Source organism: Rossellomorea orangium (genome assembly GCF_019334305.1).
Taxonomy (GTDB): Bacteria; Bacillota; Bacilli; order Bacillales; family Bacillaceae_B; genus Rossellomorea.
This window is the reverse complement of record NZ_JAHWGH010000027.1, coordinates 38356-58485: the sequence shown is the minus strand read 5'-3', so window position 1 is coordinate 58485 and position 20130 is coordinate 38356. Positions and strand designations below refer to the sequence as shown.

18 protein-coding genes and 1 tRNA gene are annotated in these 20130 nt (G+C 44.5%); 1 reads left to right on the top strand and 18 read right to left on the bottom strand.

Annotated features, from left to right (window positions below; translation table 11 throughout):
• Nucleotides 1–439: 439 nt before the first annotated feature.
• From lysS to spoIIE, 18 genes are all read right to left on the bottom strand, one after another.
• Nucleotides 440–1936, bottom strand: coding sequence for a lysine--tRNA ligase (gene lysS, locus KYJ26_RS23120; RefSeq protein ID WP_219170425.1), 1497 nt, complete (start codon nt 1934–1936; stop codon nt 440–442).
• A gap of 312 nt (nt 1937–2248) precedes the next feature.
• A complete protein-coding gene (locus KYJ26_RS23115) occupies nt 2249–2473 on the bottom strand; it encodes a helix-turn-helix domain-containing protein (protein WP_219170423.1) in 225 nt (74 codons plus the stop codon).
• Nucleotides 2425–2949 (bottom strand): 2-amino-4-hydroxy-6-hydroxymethyldihydropteridine diphosphokinase, encoded by a 525-nt coding sequence (folK, locus tag KYJ26_RS23110; RefSeq protein ID WP_219170421.1) that lies wholly within the window; start codon nt 2947–2949, stop codon nt 2425–2427. Before folK ends, KYJ26_RS23115 begins: the two co-directional genes overlap by 49 nt.
• 1 nt (nt 2950) lies before the next feature.
• Nucleotides 2951–3310 (bottom strand): dihydroneopterin aldolase, encoded by a 360-nt coding sequence (folB, locus tag KYJ26_RS23105; RefSeq protein WP_219170419.1) that lies wholly within the window; start codon nt 3308–3310, stop codon nt 2951–2953.
• Nucleotides 3303–4124 carry a dihydropteroate synthase gene (gene folP, locus KYJ26_RS23100; RefSeq protein WP_219170417.1) on the bottom strand — a complete coding sequence of 274 codons (822 nt, stop codon included), beginning with the start codon at nt 4122–4124 and terminating at the stop codon, nt 3303–3305. The genes folB and folP overlap by 8 nt, the downstream gene beginning before the upstream one ends.
• 4 nt (nt 4125–4128) lie before the next feature.
• Nucleotides 4129–4998, bottom strand: a complete 870-nt coding sequence (gene pabC, locus KYJ26_RS23095) for an aminodeoxychorismate lyase (protein ID WP_219170415.1) — start codon at nt 4996–4998, stop codon at nt 4129–4131.
• Nucleotides 4999–5001: 3 nt separating this feature from the next.
• On the bottom strand, nt 5002–5586 hold the full coding sequence (gene pabA, locus KYJ26_RS23090; RefSeq protein WP_219170413.1) for an aminodeoxychorismate/anthranilate synthase component II: 585 nt from the start codon (nt 5584–5586) through the stop codon (nt 5002–5004).
• Entirely contained in the window at nt 5583–6986 is a 1404-nt protein-coding gene (gene pabB / locus KYJ26_RS23085) for an aminodeoxychorismate synthase, component I (protein ID WP_219170411.1), read from the bottom strand. Before pabB ends, pabA begins: the two co-directional genes overlap by 4 nt.
• Before the next feature lie 141 nt (nt 6987–7127).
• Entirely contained in the window at nt 7128–8054 is a 927-nt protein-coding gene (cysK, locus tag KYJ26_RS23080; protein ID WP_219170409.1) for a cysteine synthase A, read from the bottom strand.
• A gap of 237 nt (nt 8055–8291) precedes the next feature.
• Nucleotides 8292–9173 (bottom strand): peptidyl-prolyl cis-trans isomerase, encoded by an 882-nt coding sequence (locus tag KYJ26_RS23075; RefSeq protein ID WP_219170407.1) that lies wholly within the window; start codon nt 9171–9173, stop codon nt 8292–8294.
• 28 nt (nt 9174–9201) lie between these two features.
• Complete coding sequence (hslO, locus tag KYJ26_RS23070) at nt 9202–10080, bottom strand: Hsp33 family molecular chaperone HslO (protein ID WP_219170405.1); 879 nt, start codon at nt 10078–10080, stop codon at nt 9202–9204.
• A gap of 19 nt (nt 10081–10099) precedes the next feature.
• Nucleotides 10100–10867 carry a type III pantothenate kinase gene (locus KYJ26_RS23065; protein ID WP_219170403.1) on the bottom strand — a complete coding sequence of 256 codons (768 nt, stop codon included), beginning with the start codon at nt 10865–10867 and terminating at the stop codon, nt 10100–10102.
• 511 nt (nt 10868–11378) lie between these two features.
• The gene (gene ftsH, locus KYJ26_RS23060; protein ID WP_219170401.1) at nt 11379–13340 is read right to left on the bottom strand and encodes an ATP-dependent zinc metalloprotease FtsH; all 1962 of its coding nucleotides are present in this window, start codon (nt 13338–13340) and stop codon (nt 11379–11381) included.
• Nucleotides 13341–13443: 103 nt separating this feature from the next.
• The gene (gene hpt, locus KYJ26_RS23055; RefSeq protein ID WP_219170399.1) at nt 13444–13992 is read right to left on the bottom strand and encodes a hypoxanthine phosphoribosyltransferase; all 549 of its coding nucleotides are present in this window, start codon (nt 13990–13992) and stop codon (nt 13444–13446) included.
• 3 nt (nt 13993–13995) lie between these two features.
• Nucleotides 13996–15399 carry a tRNA lysidine(34) synthetase TilS gene (tilS, locus tag KYJ26_RS23050; protein ID WP_219170397.1) on the bottom strand — a complete coding sequence of 468 codons (1404 nt, stop codon included), beginning with the start codon at nt 15397–15399 and terminating at the stop codon, nt 13996–13998.
• A gap of 67 nt (nt 15400–15466) precedes the next feature.
• A complete protein-coding gene (locus tag KYJ26_RS23045) occupies nt 15467–16468 on the bottom strand; it encodes a protein kinase domain-containing protein (protein WP_219170431.1) in 1002 nt (333 codons plus the stop codon).
• Nucleotides 16437–17177 carry a VWA domain-containing protein gene (locus KYJ26_RS23040; protein ID WP_044340612.1) on the bottom strand — a complete coding sequence of 247 codons (741 nt, stop codon included), beginning with the start codon at nt 17175–17177 and terminating at the stop codon, nt 16437–16439. The genes KYJ26_RS23045 and KYJ26_RS23040 overlap by 32 nt, the downstream gene beginning before the upstream one ends.
• A gap of 95 nt (nt 17178–17272) precedes the next feature.
• Entirely contained in the window at nt 17273–19759 is a 2487-nt protein-coding gene (gene spoIIE / locus KYJ26_RS23035; RefSeq protein WP_219170395.1) for a stage II sporulation protein E, read from the bottom strand.
• A 289-nt stretch (nt 19760–20048) separates the two neighbouring features.
• Between spoIIE and KYJ26_RS23030 the strand changes: the two genes are divergently transcribed.
• Nucleotides 20049–20125, top strand: a tRNA-Met gene (locus KYJ26_RS23030).
• The last annotated feature ends 5 nt before the right edge of the window (nt 20126–20130 follow it).

Sequence of the window (20130 nt, the reverse complement as noted above, 5' to 3'; positions counted from 1 at the left end):
ACTCTCCGATAAAAGTTTGAATAGCTCTTAAAATAAATCTAGAATTAACGTTGACGTTATTGTCTTGTTTTGTTCAGTTTTCAAGGTTCAATGTGTAAATGCTTCGTTTGAAGCGACCCTTTAAATATTACATTATTAACTCGTTCGAGTCAATAACTTTTTTTAAAAAGTTTTTTGTGTTGTTTGTCGCGTTTTGCGGCAACAGATAATACTATACCACCATAAATAAACGTGCGCAAGAGTTTTATTGATTCTTTTTTGCTGAATGATTAATATCCGTCAATCGACACTGTTTTTATTCACTTTACCGTAATGCCAGCTGGAGGAAAGAGAGTCTTTCTTCCTAATGAGTGCACAATGCTAGTAACTACCATGCTCGTTATTGAGATTCAAAAAAAAAACAGCCGAGGCTAATGCCCCGGCTGTTTTTCATATCCTATTAGTCACGATGACGCATTAATGGGAATAATAATACGTCACGGATGGATGGGGAATTCGTTAACAGCATAACCAGTCTGTCGATCCCGATTCCCAGGCCACCTGTTGGCGGCATACCGTATTCAAGCGCCTCGATGAAGTCATTATCCATCATGTGGGCTTCGTCGTTTCCTTCTTCTCTCTCTTTTAACTGTGCCTCAAAGCGTTCTCTTTGATCGATCGGATCATTAAGCTCCGTGAAGGCATTGGCATGTTCACGGCCCACGATGAATAGCTCAAAGCGGTCAGTGAAACGTGGGTCCTCATCATTTTTCTTCGCAAGTGGAGAGATTTCCACTGGGTGACCATAGATGAATGTAGGCTGAATCAGTTTATCTTCTACTTTTTGTTCGAAGAATTCATTCACTACGTGACCATATTGCATATTGTCTTTGATTTCGATGCCGTGTTCCTTGGCAAGGGCACGAGCATCTTCGTCGGACATTTCCTTCCAGAAATCTACGCCAGTATGCTCTTTAACCGCGTCTACCATATGAAGACGGGTCCACTCGGGCTCAAGATTGATTTCGTATTCTCCATATTGAACGGTAGTTGAACCGAAAACATCCTTCGCGATGTGAGCGACAAGATTTTCAGTTAGAGCCATGATGTCGCGATAGTCTGCATATGCTTCATAAAGTTCGATCATCGTGAACTCAGGATTATGTCTTGTTGAGACACCTTCGTTACGGAATACACGTCCGATTTCGTATACTTTTTCAAGTCCACCAACAATCAGGCGCTTTAAGTGCAGCTCGATTGCGATACGCATGAATAATGGCATATCAAGAGCGTTGTGGTGTGTATTGAACGGGCGGGCAGATGCTCCTCCTGCTATGGCATGCATCATTGGTGTTTCTACTTCTAAGTAGCCATTGTTATCCAGGTATCTTCTCATTGATTGGATGATACGGCTGCGGGCGATGAATGTTTCCTTGCTTTCCTGGCTTGTAATAAGGTCCAGGTAACGTTGACGATAGCGTTGTTCTACGTCTTTTAAACCATGGAACTTCTCAGGCAGCGGGCGAAGTGCCTTCGTCAAAAGATGGAACTCTTTCGCTTTAACAGAAAGTTCTCCTACCTTCGTTTTGAAAACTGTACCCGTAATCCCAACGATATCCCCAAGGTCTGCAGTGTTGAACAGCTCATAGGCCTCTTCGCCGATTGCATCTTTACGGACATAGATCTGAACTTGTCCAGCAAGGTCCTGTAAATGTGCAAATCCTGCTTTTCCTTTTCCACGTTTGGTCATGATACGACCTGCGATGGTTACATTGATATCTTTCTCTTCTAACTCTTCTTTAGAAAATTCATCAAATTGAGATTTGATCTCAGATGAACTGTGTGTACGATCATAACGTTTACCGAATGGATCCTGTCCTTTTTCACGGATGGCCTCCATTTTTTCGCGTCTGACTCGAAGCTGGTCATTGATTTCTTCGTGACTCATATGTTTCACTCCTATTCTATCTGCTTGCTTTACTAGACTAATACGATTATATACCATACTATTTTACACAATATCTATGTTTGTAACACCCCTAAAGTATGAGTTATTTCAGAAACACACGATCAGGGGTTAGAAAGGGATTGAAAAAATCCAAAAAAGGCCGATCCAACCTGGTGACGGTGTCACGAATTGGTTCAAGCCTTTTCTAGGATAACATAAAAAGATATACAGGTGAATCAACCGGCATTCAACTGGCTTTACTGCCTGTAGCAAAGCTCTTACCCCCATATCTATTTCTGTATATTACTCGACTAAGTCGATTCACTCGCTGCGCTGAGTTTCTTCCTGCGGGATGAGGTCTTGCAGTGGTATGTTCAACACCTCTGCTACTTCCACTAAGAAGTCCTCTTTCGGTACCCGACTCCCTCTTTCCACTTCTCCAAGGACTGAAACGGAAATGTCCAATTCCTTAGCCAAACCTTCCTGGGTATAGCCCTTTAGCTTTCTGAATGCACGAATGCGTCTTCCCCATTTATCTGTTTCCATAACCGAACTCCTTCTCTGTCAGGTATTTCGTCCAGAAATTCAACGAACGGGGCATTAATGGACGGGTGCTCGATACGCGGAGCCACCTCTAATAACGGAATCAATACGAATGCTCTTTCTTGCATCCTTGGATGAGGAATGAGAAGATCCTCTGATTCAACCATTAAGCGATTATAGAGTAAAATATCAAGGTCTATGATTCTCGGACCCCATTTGAACTCCCTTTCCCTTCCAAGGTCGATTTCCACCTGCAAGCACTGATGTAATAGAGTTTCTGGACTTAAACTGGTACGAATTTCGATGACCATATTTAAAAATTGATCTTGTTCTGTAAATCCTACCGGGTCTGTTTCATACATAGAGGATCGTTTCGTTACTTCTATCTTACCATGACTGCCTAAAATGTTTATGGCTTTTTCTAAATAACTCTCACGGTCCCCCATATTGGAACCAAGGGAAATATATGCAGTATTCATCCTATCGACTCCTATTAATCTCCACTGCCACCGATTGGTAATGACCAGGAATAGGCGGGTCAGGCTTGATTAGTGTAATTTTACAGCTCTTTACGACTTTGAATGTTTCCAGGATTTGGGAAGAGATGTCTTCAGCCACCGCTTCGACTAAATTCTTGGGCACTCCCTCCACAACAGATTTAGTGATGGAATAGATCTCCGCATAGTTGACGGAGTCTTCAAGCTGATCGCTTTGTCCGGACTTCCTTAAATCTAAATGCAACTCTACGCTAACACGAAAACGTTGTCCAAGTTTGTTTTCTTCCTGGAACACACCGTGATAACCGTAAAACTCCATCTCATTCAATAGGATCTTATCCATTCATATTCTCCTTCCCGACTAATACGTCCATCATTTTCGCCATGCGTGCCATTTCTTTTACATCATGGACCCTCACGATCTGGCAGCCTTTTTGAATTCCATAACATACCGTCGCTCCCGTACCTTCCATTCGTTCCTCCACCGGCAGATCAAGCACATGTCCAATGACAGACTTTCGTGACGTTCCCAAGAGCACAGGATACCCCAGTGAAACAAGGACATCCAGGTTTCTCATCATTTCTATGTTCAATTGTACTGTTTTGGCGAAACCAATGCCAGGATCGAGGATGATTTGGTCGTCTTTCACACCCGCTTCTTTCACCAGAAAGATGCTTTCCTGCAGGTCCTGGATCGCATCCCGCATGAAGTGGCTGTAATGTTGGTTGTCCCGGTTATGCATGAGGATGATGGGGGCACCTGTCTCCGCAGCGACTTGTGGCATTTCTGGATCCTTTTTCGCACCCCACACATCGTTAATGATGCTTGCTCCCGCTTCGAGGGCTTTTCGTGCCGTTGCAGCCTTATAAGTGTCGATGGAGATCGGGACATTCACTTCTTGAGAGATCGCCTCTATGATCGGGACGACCCGTACTATTTCTTCTTCAGCAGGAACGAATCGGTGCCCGGGACGGGTAGACTCCCCGCCTATATCAATGATATCCGCACCCATGGCCACCATTTCTTTCGCGCGTTCTACCGCCATGCTTAACTCATTGAAAGATCCTCCGTCCGAAAACGAGTCGGGCGTGATATTTAATATTCCCATGATGAGAGTCTTCCTGGAATAATCAAGTTCATATTTACCGCACTTCATTTCATCATTCCCCCTTTCTTAATTCCTCAATTGAATTTAAGTGTCGTTTATATTTTTCGTACTGTTCATGAAAGAGCCCGACATACTTTCCGTTTGCCCCCGGAAAACGCGTAGAACTCAACTTGTTAACCGGGACGATTTCTTGAACAGAATTCGTGAAAAACACTTCATCGGCTTTAAGGATGTCTGCTTCTTCAAACATCCCCACCCGTACAGGCATATCCAGTATGCCGGAAAGAGCAAGGATGAACTGACGGGTAATGCCATTTAGCAATCCGGTTTCCACCGATGGGGTACATAATTCTCCGTCCTTTAACCAGAAGAGGTTGGAGGTGATCCCTTCACAAAGGTGTCCATCTCCCGTCAGAAAGATCCCTTCTTTATCCATTGATGCCCCGATTTCCCTTTTGGCCGCCATATTGTTCAGGTAATGGTGGGATTTCAGGCGTTCAGCCGTTTCAGGAGTATTTCGCCTTACGTTTAGAAACACCGCTTCTTTTTCTTTTAACGGTACCGAATGGGGTAAGTTTTTTTGAAACAGGATGACAGTTGCATCCTCATAGGGGCTGGTCCTTAACCCGACCTCCCCTGGGCCGCCAGAAATGTTGAAACGGCAGTAAGCATCCTTGAGACCGTTCTTTTTTAACAGGTCCGTGATGATACGCCGGATTTTTTCCTCATCCAGGTCTGCCTCGATATTCATTTCCTTCATGCCGGCAGCAAGCCTCTTTAAGTGGTCCTTTAGCAAAAACGGATGACCGTCATACGTTCGGAACGTTTCAAATACTCCCATACCGTACAAGTATCCGTGATCAAATGGAGAGATGACTGCTTCTGATGCATGAACGATCTTGCCATTTAAATACACATACATGGATCAGACCAACCCGACTTTTTTATATGCATTCAGGAAATTCAGTAACAGCCGTTTCCCCTGCTCTGTCATGATGGATTCGGGATGAAATTGTACTCCCTCGATAGGCAGATACTTATGCCGGATCGCCATGATTTCCCCTTGTGCCGTTTGGGCTGAAATATCAAAGCAATCTGGCAGGGTTTCCCGTTTTACGATCAGGGAATGATATCTCGTTGCATTGAACCCATCCGGCATTTCCTCGAAGATCGTTTTTCCATCATGGATCATCGGGGAGACCTTTCCGTGCATTAACCGTTCGGCACGCACAACATCGCCGCCAAACACTTGGGCAATCGACTGGTGGCCGAGACAGACGCCGAAGATCGGAATCTTCCCGGCAAATGTTCGGATGGCCTCAAGACTGATACCCGCTTCGTTCGGACTGCAGGGTCCTGGTGAAATCATCAGATAATCAGGGCATAAAGATTCAATTTCATCTAGGGTGATCTCATCGTTTCGTTTAACGATCAGCTCTTCCCCAAGCTCCCCTAAAAATTGCACGAGATTATAAGTGAATGAATCATAGTTATCAATCATGAGGATCATAGATTTTCTCCTTCCGCCATCGCCTTTGCTACCCATAGTGCTTTTGCTTTTTTAAGAGATTCTTTGTATTCATACGCTGGGTTGGAATCGATCACGACCCCTGCTCCTGCTTGGATATGACCTTTTCCTTCTTTTACAAGCATCGTCCTGATGACGATATTCAATTCCATATCGCCATTCACACCGATCCAGCCAATGGATCCTGTGTAAATGCCCCGTCTGACCGGTTCGAGTTCTTCGATGATTTCCATCGTCCTCACTTTGGGTGCACCAGTAATCGTTCCCCCGGGGAAAACAGACCTGATCAAGTCTGCTCCCGTTTTGGTTTCATCCAGAGTCCCTCTTACATTGGACACAATATGCATGACGTGGGAATACTTTTCGATCACCATGAATTCATCCACTTCTACTGTCCCGTATTGGCACACCCGTCCCAGGTCATTGCGTTCCAGGTCTACAAGCATGACATGCTCGGCTCTTTCTTTTTCATTGTTGATCAGTTCAGAGGCAAGTCTCTCATCCTCTTCGGCGTCCTTGCCGCGGGAGCGTGTACCAGCAATCGGCCTTGTGCTTACTTCCGTTCCTTTTTTCTTCACAAGCAGTTCTGGTGATCCGGATACAATTTGAAAATCGGGACTGTGAATATAACTCATATAAGGCGACGGATTTAATTCCCGAAGCTTTTGATATACCCTATAAGGCTCGACCTTCAATTGCTGAGACTGCCTGACGGATAGATTGACTTGAAAGACATCCCCGTCTGAGATATAAGACTGAATCTTCTTCACTGCCTCTGAGAATTCTCCTTCTCCCATCGAGACTTCAATTTCAGCCGGTTCGTGATGCACCGGAGGTTTCCCTGTCACTTCCATAGATGAGAGGGCATCCATCCAAGAACCCGTCCAATGTGCAAGCATTGTTTCAGCTAATTCCGGTTCTTCATCAGACAGAATCATCGTCCACATACAATTCTCCTCATGATCAAAGACCACCCATTGCTTCAAATAATAGAAATAAAGTTCAGGTATTTCCAGATCATCACGTCCGAGTGAAGGGAGACTTTCAATCTTTCTTGCATAATCATAGCTTATAAACCCGATCACTCCTCCTTGAAAGTCCGGGAGATCTTTCCTTCTTTCCGTTCGAAGGGGCTCCATCCATTTCTCAAGCTGAATCAACGGATCTCCAAGTATGGTTTCAGTTCCGGATAGGTCTTGTATTTCCAACCCTTCCGGAACACTTTGTAAAATGACGTCAGGTCGTAGTCCGGCAACACTATATCGTCCACCCCGTCCACTTTCTAGCAAAATATGATGTATCTCTTGCTGACTAAGCTGTTCGTATGCTGCAAAAAATTGCTCTTTAGTTGAATGGTTTTTATGAAAATATAGGTGCTGCACTGACCCCTCACACTCCTAATCTTTATCTCCCTTCATGATACATGAACTTTCGCATGGTTTCATCGTTAAAAAATTGAAATTCTTGACCAATCAACATAAAAAAACAGATCCTGAAATTCTTCAGGATCCGCAATCGTATTCTTATTCTTCGTCAAATTGATAAAGAGGGGTGCTTAGATAGCGTTCTCCGTTACTTGGGATGATGGCGAGTACTTTTTTACCCTTACCTAACTCCTTCGCCACTTCAAGGGCTGCATAGATGGCTGCACCGGAGGAAATACCACCCAGGATCCCTTCTTCCTTCGCCGCTCTTCTTGCATAGTCAAAAGCTGAATCTTTATCCACCTGAATAATATGGTCATATACTTCCGTGTTCAGAATATCCGGAATGAATCCCGCACCGATTCCCTGGATTTTGTGAGGGCCAGGTTTTCCTCCCGACAACACAGGGGAATCCGATGGTTCGACGGCATATAGTTCAACGGATGGGTAATGCTTTTTCAGGACTTCTCCCACTCCTGTTATCGTCCCACCTGTACCGATACCGGCAATGAAGGCATCCAGTTGATCGCCCATTTGCTCTACGATCTCAGGACCCGTTGTTTCCCGATGGACTTTAGGATTAGCCTCATTTTTAAATTGTTGCGGCATGAAGTAGCCTTTCTCTTTTGCTAATTCTTCTGCTTTACGTATGGCTCCTCCCATTCCTTCAGCACCTGGTGTCAATACCAATTCTGCACCATACGCGCGCAGCAGATTCCGTCGTTCCATACTCATCGTGTCCGGCATGACGAGTAACGAGCGGTACCCTTTAGCCGCAGCGACCATGGCCAAGCCGATGCCCGTGTTTCCACTCGTCGGTTCCACAATCGTATCTCCCGGTTTAATCGTTCCTGCCGCTTCGCCTGCTTCGATCATCGCTAGGGCAATGCGATCCTTTACAGAACTGCCCGGATTCATATATTCTAATTTCAAATAAACATCCGCACTGTTTTCATCAACTAATCGATTGAGTTTTACCACTGGAGTTTGACCTATTAATTCTGAAATTGAATTGGCTATCCTCACCGTTCATCACTCCTAATTCCAAGTAAATTTGTTGGTTTTAATAAAATGTAACAATATTCAATAAATTTGTCAACGATATTGCTTTCCTTTCCGAAGGCTCCCATTTACCTCAAGCCACCGGTCCCCTTACTCTATCACTCACCTACATTTATATGCACATGACACTTATCCTATGTTTCGTTGAAACGGAAAGAACTATGTAAAAGGAGCTGACCAATTGTAGGTCAGCTCCCCCTTTTATTCATGCTTACCGTAAAACCAATCGACTTTCATTTCATCCCAAAAGGATTCCGGTTTCAGAGGCGTTTCAACTTGTTCCAAAGCAATCTGTCTGCGAATTTGTGATTTTACATCTTTATACGCAAAATGCCTTTCCTTCAGGATGTCGTCTACATAATAGATGACATACCCTTCATCCTGTTGAATCGGAGACGTCCATTCACCTTGTGACAGAGGTTCCACTTCACCTTTCGCTTCATCAGAAAGAATATCCCCCTCAAGTGGAACATACCCTATGTCTCCTCCTAAATGTGCGCTTTGCTCATCAATTGAGCGCTCAATGGCGAGCGCTTCAAAATTTGACCCGGCATCCAGTTCTTCAATTACCTGCTCTACTTCGGTACGATCCGCTACCTTCAGCTGTTTAAGCTTGTACATTTTAGGGATGGAATATTGATCCTCATTTTGGGTGTAGAATTTCTCCAACTCTTTTTCAGGAATTTGAACATCCTTCGTAATAAGCTCTTCCAACAATAACTCAGATCTAATTTGCTTCTTTAACGTCTCTTCATCCTCGAAATTCTCTTCGTCATACGCATTATACACGGATTGGATCAGATAATATTCTTGCTCTACTTCTTTATTCGACACATCAATATCATATTTCTCTGCTAATTGTTCAATCACCTTTTGATTGATCAGTGCCCGAAGCTCTTCTTTACCATGCTGCTGTTCAAGTGAATACAACCAATCCTCCCGGGTTACGGACTCACCGCCAACCGATGCCACGACTTCCGGTGTACCGACTTTACCTGAAGACCAGTTCCACACAAGTGTGATCAGGTTGGTGACAAGGAGCACCCCGATGATACCCATGAGTACAGATCGTTTAATTCTCATTTCTCCCAATCTCCCTGGACGTGATTTATTACTCTGCGCTTGATTTCAGTTCTTCTAATTCCTCTTTAGAAAACACATACACTTCATTACAGAAGTGGCAGCTTGCTTCCGCACTGCCATCTTCATCGATCATTTCCTGGATTTCCTGCTCGCCTAAGCTGATGATGGCATTTGAAAAGCGATCTTTGCTGCATTGGCACTTAAATTCCACCGGCATCGTTTCCAGTACTTTGACTTCCCCTTCTCCCAGTACTTCTTCCAATACCTCTTCAGGCGTAAGCCCTTTTTCAATCAATTTCGAGATTGGAGGAATTTTAGCCAGGCGTTCTTCAATCTTCGTAATCGTTGCATCGTCTGTTCCAGGCATAAGCTGCAGGATGAATCCTCCTGCTGCAAGGATAGTATTATCGGGATTCACCAGGACACCCACCCCTACGGAAGAAGGCACTTGTTCGGATGTTACGAAATAATACGTGAAGTCTTCTCCAAGCTCCCCAGAAACGATCGGAACCTGACCTGAGAAATGATCCCTCATTCCTATATCTTTGACAATCGATAAAGTTCCGGTCGTACCAACCGCACGGGCGACATCAAGCTTTCCGTGCTCGTTCAAATCGAAGTGCACATGAGGATTGGTCACGTACCCTCTCACTTGCCCCTTTGCATTACTATCCACCAGGATGGCACCGATCGGGCCGCCACCTTCTACTTTGATCGTTAATTTATTATCACCTTTCAGCATAGCGCCCATCATGACACCGGCACTGATGCTCCGGCCCAGCGCTGCTGATGCAGTCGGCCATGTATCATGTCTTCGTTGCGCCTCTCCTACTGTATCCGTGCTTTTCACTGCATAAGCACGGACCTGCCCGTCATAGGCTAATGCTTTCACTAAATAGTCGCTCATGGTTGAAGCTCCTTTCTTCTCAGCTCATATTTCTCTTGTAGATTAATTTCAGCCCTTTTAATGTCAGGAATGGGTCTACGACATCGATGCTATTGGATTCTTTCGATATCAGTGTTGCTAATCCTCCCGTCGCAATGACCGTTGGTTCTTTCTTACTTTGTGCTTTCATTCTTTGAACGATACCCTCTACTTGTCCAACATACCCATAAAGGATACCCGCCTGCATGGCTGTAACGGTATTCTTTCCGATGATCTGCTCTGGACGTGCAATTTCAATCCTTGGCAGTTTGGCCGCCTTCGAGTAAAGGGCTTCCGTTGATATGCCTATTCCCGGTGCGATCGCACCACCCATATATTGTCGTTCCTCATTGATATAGCAATACGTTGTGGCTGTTCCAAAGTCAACGATGATGAGAGGTCCACCATATTCATGTATGCCAGCGACAGCATTCACAATTCGGTCCGCTCCGACTTCCCTTGGATTTTCATACATAATATTTAAACCAGTCTTGATCCCTGGACCAACAACCAGTGGAGTGATATGAAAATACTTCTCACACATACGTTCTAAACTAAACATGATTGGAGGAACAACGGAAGAAATAATAATCCCGTCAATCTCTTCAAACGTCAGATTCACATGCTCAAACAGATTCTTTACAAGCATCCCGAACTCATCTTCCGTTTTATGTCGATTCGTTTCAGCTCTCCAATGATATTTTAAGTGGTCATTTTCATACACACCAAACACGATATTGGTATTCCCTACATCCATTACAAAAATCAATATCCTCACCTACTAAGCCAATTGTTTTCACACTGCCAACATCATACCATAATTTATTTAGAATAGGTACAAAAGCGCAAGGGCTTTGCACAGAGGCGACAAGCATAAGATGAACATGACTAAAAGGCGGGTTTTTGCCTTTTGGGCATGTTTAGCTTATGACCTCGAGCCTCTAAGCCCTGGAGCTGGATGAAACAAAAGCGGAACCGGCTTGGTCAGATCCGACAAGCATAAGATGAATGGGCCGGGAAGGCGGTTTTGCTGGCCCAGCAAACCATGACAACCCGTGTGTCAGCAGAATCCAGCCGTTTTCTGGAATAATCCAGCGGAAATACTTCTTTATTCAGCCAGAATCGCTGAAAATCCAGACGATTCAAAGAAAGATCCGGCCGAAACAGAACATAATCCAGCCGTTAAACAATATTTCCCAAATCAACAAAAAATCTAATCCAGACTCTGCCCGGCACAATACAAAAAAGATGCACCCACGAATGGATGCATCCTTCTTTATTTACGTGCGATCAGAATTAGTATCGTCTTCCTTAGAAGCCGTGTCTTCTTCAATCACGTTCTCTTCATTTTTCTTTTGGATATTCACCTTCACGTCACCGTTATCCTGGTCGGATTCATATGTGCGTTCCGGTAGTTTGCCGTGATCCATTAAAGACTTGATCTGAGCGGCATCCAATGTTTCGACATCTAATAATGTTTTGGCGATGAGTTCAAGCTTGTCGCGATTTTCAGTAAGGATTCGCTTCGCTCTCTCATAGCTGTCTTTGATTAGACGCTGCATTTCTAAGTCAATTTCATAAGCGATGGCATCTGAATAGTTTTGTTCACTATTGATGTCACGGCCCAGGAATACTTGACCACCTTGTGATTGACCGAACTGAAGCGGTCCAAGTTTATCACTCATGCCGTATTCAGTGACCATTTTACGGGCAATTCCAGTTGCACGTTGGAAGTCATTGTGTGCACCGGTGGAAACATCACCGAAGATGATTTCCTCTGCCACACGACCACCGAGTAAGCCGGTGATCTTATCGAGAAGCTCAGGCTTCGTCATAAAGTAACGATCTTCTTTAGGAAGCATAACAGCATAGCCGCCTGCTTGACCACGAGGAACGATGGTCACCTTATGTACCATGTCTGCTTCATCAAGGACTAATCCGATCACGGTGTGACCCGCTTCGTGGAATGCCACGATTTTACGTTCTTTTTCAGAAATGACGCGGCTCTTCTTGGCAGGACCTGCAATGACACGGTCCGTTGCTTCATCGATATCGCGCATATCAATTTTCTTCTTATCTTCTCGTGCTGCAACAAGTGCTGCTTCGTTCAGAAGATTTTCTAAATCGGCTCCGGAGAAGCCAGGTGTTCTCATCGCAATCGCCTTTAGATCCACTGAATCATCAAGAGGTTTATTATGAGAATGTACTTTAAGAACAGCTTCACGGCCTTTTAAGTCAGGACGATCTACTGTAATTTGACGGTCGAAACGTCCTGGACGCAATAATGCTGGATCCAGAATGTCAGGTCGGTTCGTTGCAGCGACGATGATGATTCCTTCGTTCGCGCCGAAACCGTCCATTTCAACAAGTAACTGGTTCAGGGTTTGTTCACGCTCATCGTGACCTCCGCCCAAGCCTGCTCCACGTTGACGACCGACTGCATCAATCTCATCAATGAAGATGATACATGGTGCATTCTTCTTCGCGTTTTCAAATAAGTCACGTACACGAGACGCACCGACACCGACAAACATTTCAACGAAGTCGGAACCACTGATCGAGAAGAAAGGAACTCCCGCTTCTCCAGCGACTGCTCGTGCAAGTAGGGTTTTACCTGTACCTGGAGGTCCCACTAGAAGGACACCCTTTGGAATACGGGCACCCACTTCGGAGAACTTGCGTGGATCCTTAAGGAATTCCACTACCTCTACAAGCTCTTGCTTTTCCTCGTCCGCTCCGGCTACATCTTTAAAGCGGACTTTCTTCTTCTCTTCACTGTAAAGCTTAGCCTTACTCTTACCGAAGTTCATGACACGGCTTCCGCCGCCCTGAGCCTGGTTAAGTAAGAAGAAGAACAGAATGAAGATGATGACAAACGGAATGATGGTCGTGAAGAAAGATACCCAGCCGCTTGTTTCCTTGGCCTGTAAAACTTCCACATCGATGCCCTGCTCTGACGCAGCCGCATTGATCTTATCCATCAGTTTTCCATCTGTGGTAAGGACATAAGTCAAGAAGTACTCTCCTTCTTTAGCGCCTTCCATCTGTCCTTTTACTTCATAAACACCTCTGCCAGGTTGAATTGAAAAAGAAGAAACGTCTCCGTCTTCAAGGTTATTAATAAATGTACTGTACTCGATATTTTTGGTTGGCTCGTTGTTGTTGCTGAAATAACTCACCACACCTATGATCACTAAAAAGACCAGTAAATAGAATATGGTGTTTCGAAAGATCCGGTTCATCCCTTACCTCCTCCCACGGGTAAACAAACTAAGTAAAATAGTATCATAGAAAATCATGGCATTACAACAAATTGCACTTACAAGATTCCTCTTTAGAATATACTTATTCTCCTGTTGTATACACTCTTGGTTTTAAAACACCGATATACGGCAGATTACGATATCTTTCAGCGTAATCAAGGCCATATCCGACCACGAATTCGTCAGGAACGATAAAGCCTACGTAGTCTGCTTTGATGTCTGCTTTACGGCCGCTTGGCTTGTCTAGCAGAGTGACAATGCTGATGGATTTCGCTTTACGATAACGGAAAAGCTCAACCAGATAGCTTAATGTTAATCCGCTGTCGATGATATCTTCAATGATGAGGATATCACGGCCTTCCACTTTCGTATCTAAATCTTTCACAATCTTTACTTCTCCTGAAGAGACAGTAGAGTTCCCGTAACTGGATACATCCATGAAATCCATTTCCATATGTGTATCCATACGCTTGCAAAGGTCAGCCATGAATGGCATTGCACCTTTTAACACACCTATTGCCAAAGGAAAGCGGTCTTGATATTCCTCCGTTAATTGTGCACCCAACACTTTAATCTTTTCTTGAAGTTCTTCTTCTGAAATTAACACTTTCTCAATATCTTGGTTTAACAATGTTCAACTGCCTCCTAGAAGATGATTGCTTGTAAATTGTAGTACTAAACTATTCTCTTGCTCTTCTCCCAAATCGTAAATGGACTTTTTCATTCCCGGAACCCATAGTATATGGTTTTCTGCATCCACTACTATCGGCCATTCATCACGAAGATGTGCAGGGATTTTTTGGTCTATGAAGAGGGCTTTTAGCTTCTTAGAGCCTTCCATTCCCTTCACTTTCATTCGATCCTTACTTCTTCTCGTACGCACGTATAGCGGTAGGGACACTGTGCTTGGATCAAGATAGATCACATCACCGGCCCGGTCCAGAACGGGCGGGGAAGAATAGAGAAGGAACTGATATCCACCTTGGATGTCCAGCCTGTTGTTAACCTGAAGCTCATAACAGTATGGAACCTCGATTAAGGCTAAATCCCCAAAGTGAAAATAGCATGTATGATACGCACGCGTTACCTTTAGCCCCTTTGGTAAATCTAAGCTGGCATTCGGCGTTTTTCCTTTTAAAATACCCAATACATCGTAAATATGTATAGACGATAAGGAAGATGGTCTTAGTTTGTAAAGATAGTTTAATATTAGATTAATCCCTCTTCTTTGTAAAGGCTGAGCCATCGCAAGAAAACCATCGATATGTAAAGTCGAGTAATCCCCGGTGTTATTCCATACCTTATTCAACTTTTCCCTTGTTAATTCCTCTAAGTATGCCTCATCTTCTGTCAATTCTTCACTAAATCGTTGGAATTGGAGATGTACATGGGGGTTTTCCTGTTTCAAGAACGGAAGGATCCTCTTTCTAAACCGGTTCCTCGTATAATCTTCCTTTTCATTACTTGGATCTCTTCTCGGGATGAGACCATGTGTTTCACAATACCTTTCGATTTCCTCTTTTGTCACTGAAAGAAGCGGCCGGATGATCTCACCACCGGCAAATGGTCGCTTTACCGGTATACCAGCCCTGCCCGCACCGGATGCTCCCCTTGTCAATTTCATCAGGATGGTTTCCACCTGATCATCCCCGTGGTGACCGAGAGCCAATTTGGTAGCAGATACCTCTTCCATGACCTCTTTTAAAAACCCATAACGGATCTGACGTGCCTTATCTTGCAGGCTGCCATTTGTCCGCTCGATTTCCGTTGAAACATCTACCCTTTCTCCGTGAAAAGGGATGTGACGACGGTTGCAGAATTCCCTGACAAACAGAAGCTCCTGAAAGGACTCTTCGCCCCTGAACATATGATCAAGATGGGCCGCTTCTACATCTACTCCCAGTTCAACCTTGTTCTCATCAAGAAAGTGGAGCAGTGCTAAGGAATCGGGTCCGCCTGACACAGCCACTACGATGCGGTCTCCCTTTTCAATCAGCTGATGTTCGCGTATGAAACGTTTTGTTGTATCCTCAAACATTGTGATCCTCTTCCTCAAACCATTTTCCCCATTGTATCAATTTATTCTGCATTCTCACACTGATATGCTACAACAATTCTCCATAAATATACAAAACATACAGAAGTGACACAATGATGACAACAAGGACGGTTTCCAGGAAATGACCGGTCTTTTTACTCCTTTGGTTCTGATATCTGCTGGTGTGGGCAGAAGAGGTTCTTGCAGTGGAGTGATTAGGGACCGGCCTCTGCGCTTTCGGCTTCGGCTGCTGCGTTGCTTGGACATGGGATAGTCCGTGCAAGAGGCTCTCCCTCATTTCATTGGCGGATAGAAATTTCCCTTCCAATGCATCCTGGATCGTTCCTGCAAACCTTTTTAATTGGTCCCTGGAATCGATCGCCTTCCTCAGTTGTTTCATATTCCCCTCGGGAGCCTTCGTGAAACGCGTTGGATACGCGAGGTTGATGAGAATCATCCCTACGGAGAAAAGATCATAAGACGGCTCTGCCTTCCTTGATCCCCCTATCCAATATCCTCTATCAAAAAACTCCGTAAACTCCTTTATGGCACGGCCATTGATGGTGGTACCACCAACATCGATACAGCGAATACGGTAAGGAGGACCCGTCACGATCAAATTTTCCGGCTTTAAATCCCCGAACACCCATCCTTCTTTATGAATGCGTTCCAGATCTGAAAGAAGCTGGGCAATGAGGACACCTGTCCAGGAAAACCCCTTGGACTGCACAAATGAGAGCAGGTCGGTCCCCTGTATATATTCCATTACATAAAAGTGGATTTTTTGACCCCTGACCTCCCAATCATCCACATCAAGAAGCTTTGGCCCAAGGGGTGAGCCTTGGACCTTTGAGAAAGCTTTTAATACATTGACTTCTGAAGTGATCGAGACATTACTGTCACTCATCTTTAACGCCTGGTACCCTGCTGACCCTTGCACCAGATATACCATCCCATTGGCACCATAGCCCAGTTCCTTCACAATGGTATAAATATGCTTGTACCATTTACCTCTTATAACTGTTCCAGGGGGGAAACTAAATGGTTTCTTCGAAGTATTGTTCATCATCGCCACGAGAGAGCAATCCCCTTAATGAACGTTTTTTCTTAAAGTGTGTAATGGCCTCTGAAATCGCCGGTCCTGTTGGAGTGATCCCACCTGGAGACAGTTTAGAGAAAATACTTGTCAATGTTTCAAGCTTCGGTGTCCAATCCAGCAATTTTTCGACATCTTGTCGTTTCCCGGGAAATACAAAGACAGAAAACTTATTATCCCCCATCCTTGCATTCAAGCTTAACGATAGGTCCAATAAGGCTTCCTTGACTGTCGGAAGCTTATGTTTCATACTTGCAGACGTATCGACAAGAATCAACACTTCCATATCAACGGATTCACCGAGTTCATCGACTACTTCCATGACCTCTCCACGCTGTTCGGGAGGAAGCTCCTCCATGGAAGCGGATTTCCCAAGAATTTGTTTCAACTCTTTATTTACAACCCCCTGCAACGTCTGTGTCATCGCTTTGCGCGTGACCATCTGTACCGTTTGAGAAAGTTGTTGAGCATATACGATCTGGCTCACTCCACCCCCCGATAGAGCAATCCCTTCAATTTCCTGCATTCCATTATCATCTATGACATCATTGTCCATCACACCAATCACATTGACCGAAATCCCCTGCTCCTTGGCAAGGGCCGCCATTGCAATCGGGTCTTCTCCTTGATTCGAGCAACCATCCGTAATTAAAAGAATTTGACGAAGTGTACCTGGCTTCATCAGACTCCCCTCCTCATTCTAAAGTTGATATCATCTTCGCCGAATCAGGAGGGAATTATACTCTAGTTAACTATTTTTATAGGGCATACTCCAGCCTATGAAATTTTATCTTTCGTTTTCGCTTTATGCATCGGGATGGAGGACCACTTCGGTATATTATGTTTGATTTTCGACACCACAATGGTCATATCATCTTCTATTAAACCGGAACTCGACCGGATGACCTCCTCCATCAGAATGTCCGCCACTTCCTGTGGATCCTCGGTTTCAAGCTCCTTTATCTTCCTCTTCATCCACAGATCATAATTTTCTACATGTTTCGGTCCTTCAAATGCACCGTCACTCATCATGATGAGAAGATCTCCTGCCTTCAACTGCTCTGACACCACATCCACATCGAAATCCTGCTGAAGCATCCCCATCGGTAAATTACTGGCTTCCACCTTGAGGATCTTATCCCCACGCTTGATGAAACTTGGGGTCGAACCGATTTTCAAAAAACGTGATGAGGCATTCTGCAGATCGATCATGGCTAAATCCAGTGTAGAAAAAATTTCATCATTCGTCCTGAGGGACAAGATCGAGTTGATGGACTTGATTGCCACCTGTTCTTCAATTCCGGACTCCAATATCTTTTTCAATAATCTCAGTGTCTCATTGCTCTCATAATGGGCTCTTTCACCGTTGCCCATCCCGTCACTGATGGCAACTGCATATTTCCCCCTTCCTAATTCAATCATCGAATAACTGTCCCCTGAAACAAGGCCGCCTCCTTTCGCTGCATGGGAAGCCCCCGTATCGACGACAAACTTCTTGGCGGATTGAAAGGTGACATGACATTGACCATTCGGAAATTGGGCGCATTCCTCCTTCTGGACGACGATATTTTCTCCTAATATATCGGATAGCATCGGGGCAATGAGCTTTTCACCCTGACCATGCCCACCGCAATAAGGCATGGTGATATCGATATCGACATTCCCCTGTTCCAGATTATAGATTTCAATATTTTCAATTTCGATTCCAAACTCTCCTATACTCGTCAGGATCTGCTCTTCCTGAATATGATGATTTTCCCTTTCTCTTTGGATTTCTTTCGCAAAGTTCCCCATCACCTCCGAGACCCCGAGCAGCTGGTCAGCCACAAGCTTCCTGCTTTCCTGAACCTGCTTCTTCAATTTCAGGTTTGCCTGATAGAAAGTCAGCTCCTGATAGATTGTGTCCTTCAACTTCTTCTCCCTGGTACAATGCTTCTCCACTTCCCTTGCCAGTCTCGGGGAAAGCGGGACCCTTCCCTGGTCGTACTCGGTCATCACATCTTTCATAAGATTATAAGTTTTATCAAAATTGCGCGCCCAGCACTGATCTTTCTTAAAGCAGGTTTGACACGTCTTCTCCGTTACATTGCTGAGAAAATAATCAAATTCTTTATCTTCCTCCTCTTCAAACCGGTCTTCTATTTGTTGAAAACTGTTCGATAAAGCCTGGAAGACCGACGAGAACTGAGTGACCCGATGAGCGGTCACATCCCTGACCCGGCGCATGTACCCTTGTTGATCCTGCTGATATTCAGCCGTTCCGGGTATATGTCTCGCAATTTTAGACGTCAAACTTTGCGGGGTTAAAAAGAGGAGTAAGATCGCTACTCCCGATTCATAAAGTGTTTTCGTAATGACCGTATCTGTATCCCCGTACATTCCCATCAATAATGTAGCGATTAACAAACCGATTGCCGCTCCAAATTTCTTTCCTTCTTTCATGAGGCCGCCCAGAAGTCCGGAAAAAGCAAGCAAGCTCATTTGATAAAAGCTTGAAACATTGGCCAAGCTGAAGACAAGACCGGTTACCACCCCTACCGTTGAACCCATCGTGGCCCCTGCAATAAAGGAGAACAGCAGCACCAGATATCTTGATAGCACATGTTCCACAGATAAATTGTACACAGACCAACCGATTGTCCCCGTCAGGATGGAGGCCAGGAGAATGATCAAGCTGACCACTTCTTCGGTCTTCAACGACTTCCTTCGGCGCTGAACAGTCACAAGTGGTACACTCTGGATGAAAATATAGGTTAATAGAAACGCGAGGCTTGCTTCTATTGCCGCCATCACCCCGTTATAAATGGTGAGGGCTTGTCCTTGTTGAATATAATCAAAGCCCAGTTTGGCAGCCATGACCGTAAAGAATACATAGAAAGCAACAGCCCTCACATTATTCTTATGGTATTTCTGCGATAGCCGAAAAGCTAACAGGAATATTACCGCACTTCCGAACGTATAACTGATAGTAGGAATGGATAAGGTAAGCGCTCCTGCCAATAGCCCGATCAGTGCAATCGGCGATTTCTCTCTCCGAATGATATAAACAGAGGCAAAGAACGGCAGGGCAAATGGTGACAAATGTGAAAGGATTAAAGCTCTCCCGAGTAGAAATCCAATGACGAATAAGGCAATCCCCTTTTCTACAAATAACCATTCGAGCTTCGAATAAACGGACCGGATCCCCTTGGATAGTTCCAATTTCGTGTGTTCAATGTCAACGTTCTGAACAGGTTCGATGATCGACTGATCGACTTTCCCCATGTATGAAACACTCCCCATTTCTTTTTTGTTCAGTATAAATGGTACGAGCTTAAAACTTTGTCAAAATGAGGGAATGCATACCAAGAATGTTTCGACGACTTTCTATTGATTCCGGTAAAATATTCAGAATATTCACGAGGGATCTTCTAATAATTCCTTGTTTTTTCTTTTCAAATCCTTGTGTTACTATGCTTAAGGGAAATCTGACAAATTCTTTACAATCGTATATTGACAAGATAATTCTTTCTAGGTATCATAGATTTTGTGCCAAAAAGGTATAGATTGATATGGCGGTGTAGCTCAGCTGGCTAGAGCGTACGGTTCATACCCGTGAGGTCGGGGGTTCGATCCCCTCCGCCGCTACCATATTA

Excerpts from the sequence above, each read along its gene's own strand:
- KYJ26_RS23045 (WP_219170431.1), bottom strand. The coding sequence starts at position 16,468 with ATGATGAACAATACTTCGAAGAAACCATTTAGTTTCCCCCCTGGAACA.
- folP (WP_219170417.1), bottom strand. The coding sequence starts at position 4,124 with ATGAAGTGCGGTAAATATGAACTTGATTATTCCAGGAAGACTCTCATC.
- ftsH (WP_219170401.1), bottom strand. The coding sequence starts at position 13,340 with ATGAACCGGATCTTTCGAAACACCATATTCTATTTACTGGTCTTTTTA.
- tilS (WP_219170397.1), bottom strand. The coding sequence starts at position 15,399 with ATGTTTGAGGATACAACAAAACGTTTCATACGCGAACATCAGCTGATT.
- KYJ26_RS23115 (WP_219170423.1), bottom strand. The coding sequence starts at position 2,473 with ATGGAAACAGATAAATGGGGAAGACGCATTCGTGCATTCAGAAAGCTA.
- KYJ26_RS23040 (WP_044340612.1), bottom strand. The coding sequence starts at position 17,177 with ATGAAGCCAGGTACACTTCGTCAAATTCTTTTAATTACGGATGGTTGC.
- pabC (WP_219170415.1), bottom strand. The coding sequence starts at position 4,998 with ATGTATGTGTATTTAAATGGCAAGATCGTTCATGCATCAGAAGCAGTC.
- pabA (WP_219170413.1), bottom strand. The coding sequence starts at position 5,586 with ATGATCCTCATGATTGATAACTATGATTCATTCACTTATAATCTCGTG.
- hslO (WP_219170405.1), bottom strand. The coding sequence starts at position 10,080 with ATGAGCGACTATTTAGTGAAAGCATTAGCCTATGACGGGCAGGTCCGT.
- KYJ26_RS23075 (WP_219170407.1), bottom strand. The coding sequence starts at position 9,173 with ATGAGAATTAAACGATCTGTACTCATGGGTATCATCGGGGTGCTCCTT.
- spoIIE (WP_219170395.1), bottom strand. The coding sequence starts at position 19,759 with ATGGGGAAAGTCGATCAGTCGATCATCGAACCTGTTCAGAACGTTGAC.
- folK (WP_219170421.1), bottom strand. The coding sequence starts at position 2,949 with ATGAATACTGCATATATTTCCCTTGGTTCCAATATGGGGGACCGTGAG.
- folB (WP_219170419.1), bottom strand. The coding sequence starts at position 3,310 with ATGGATAAGATCCTATTGAATGAGATGGAGTTTTACGGTTATCACGGT.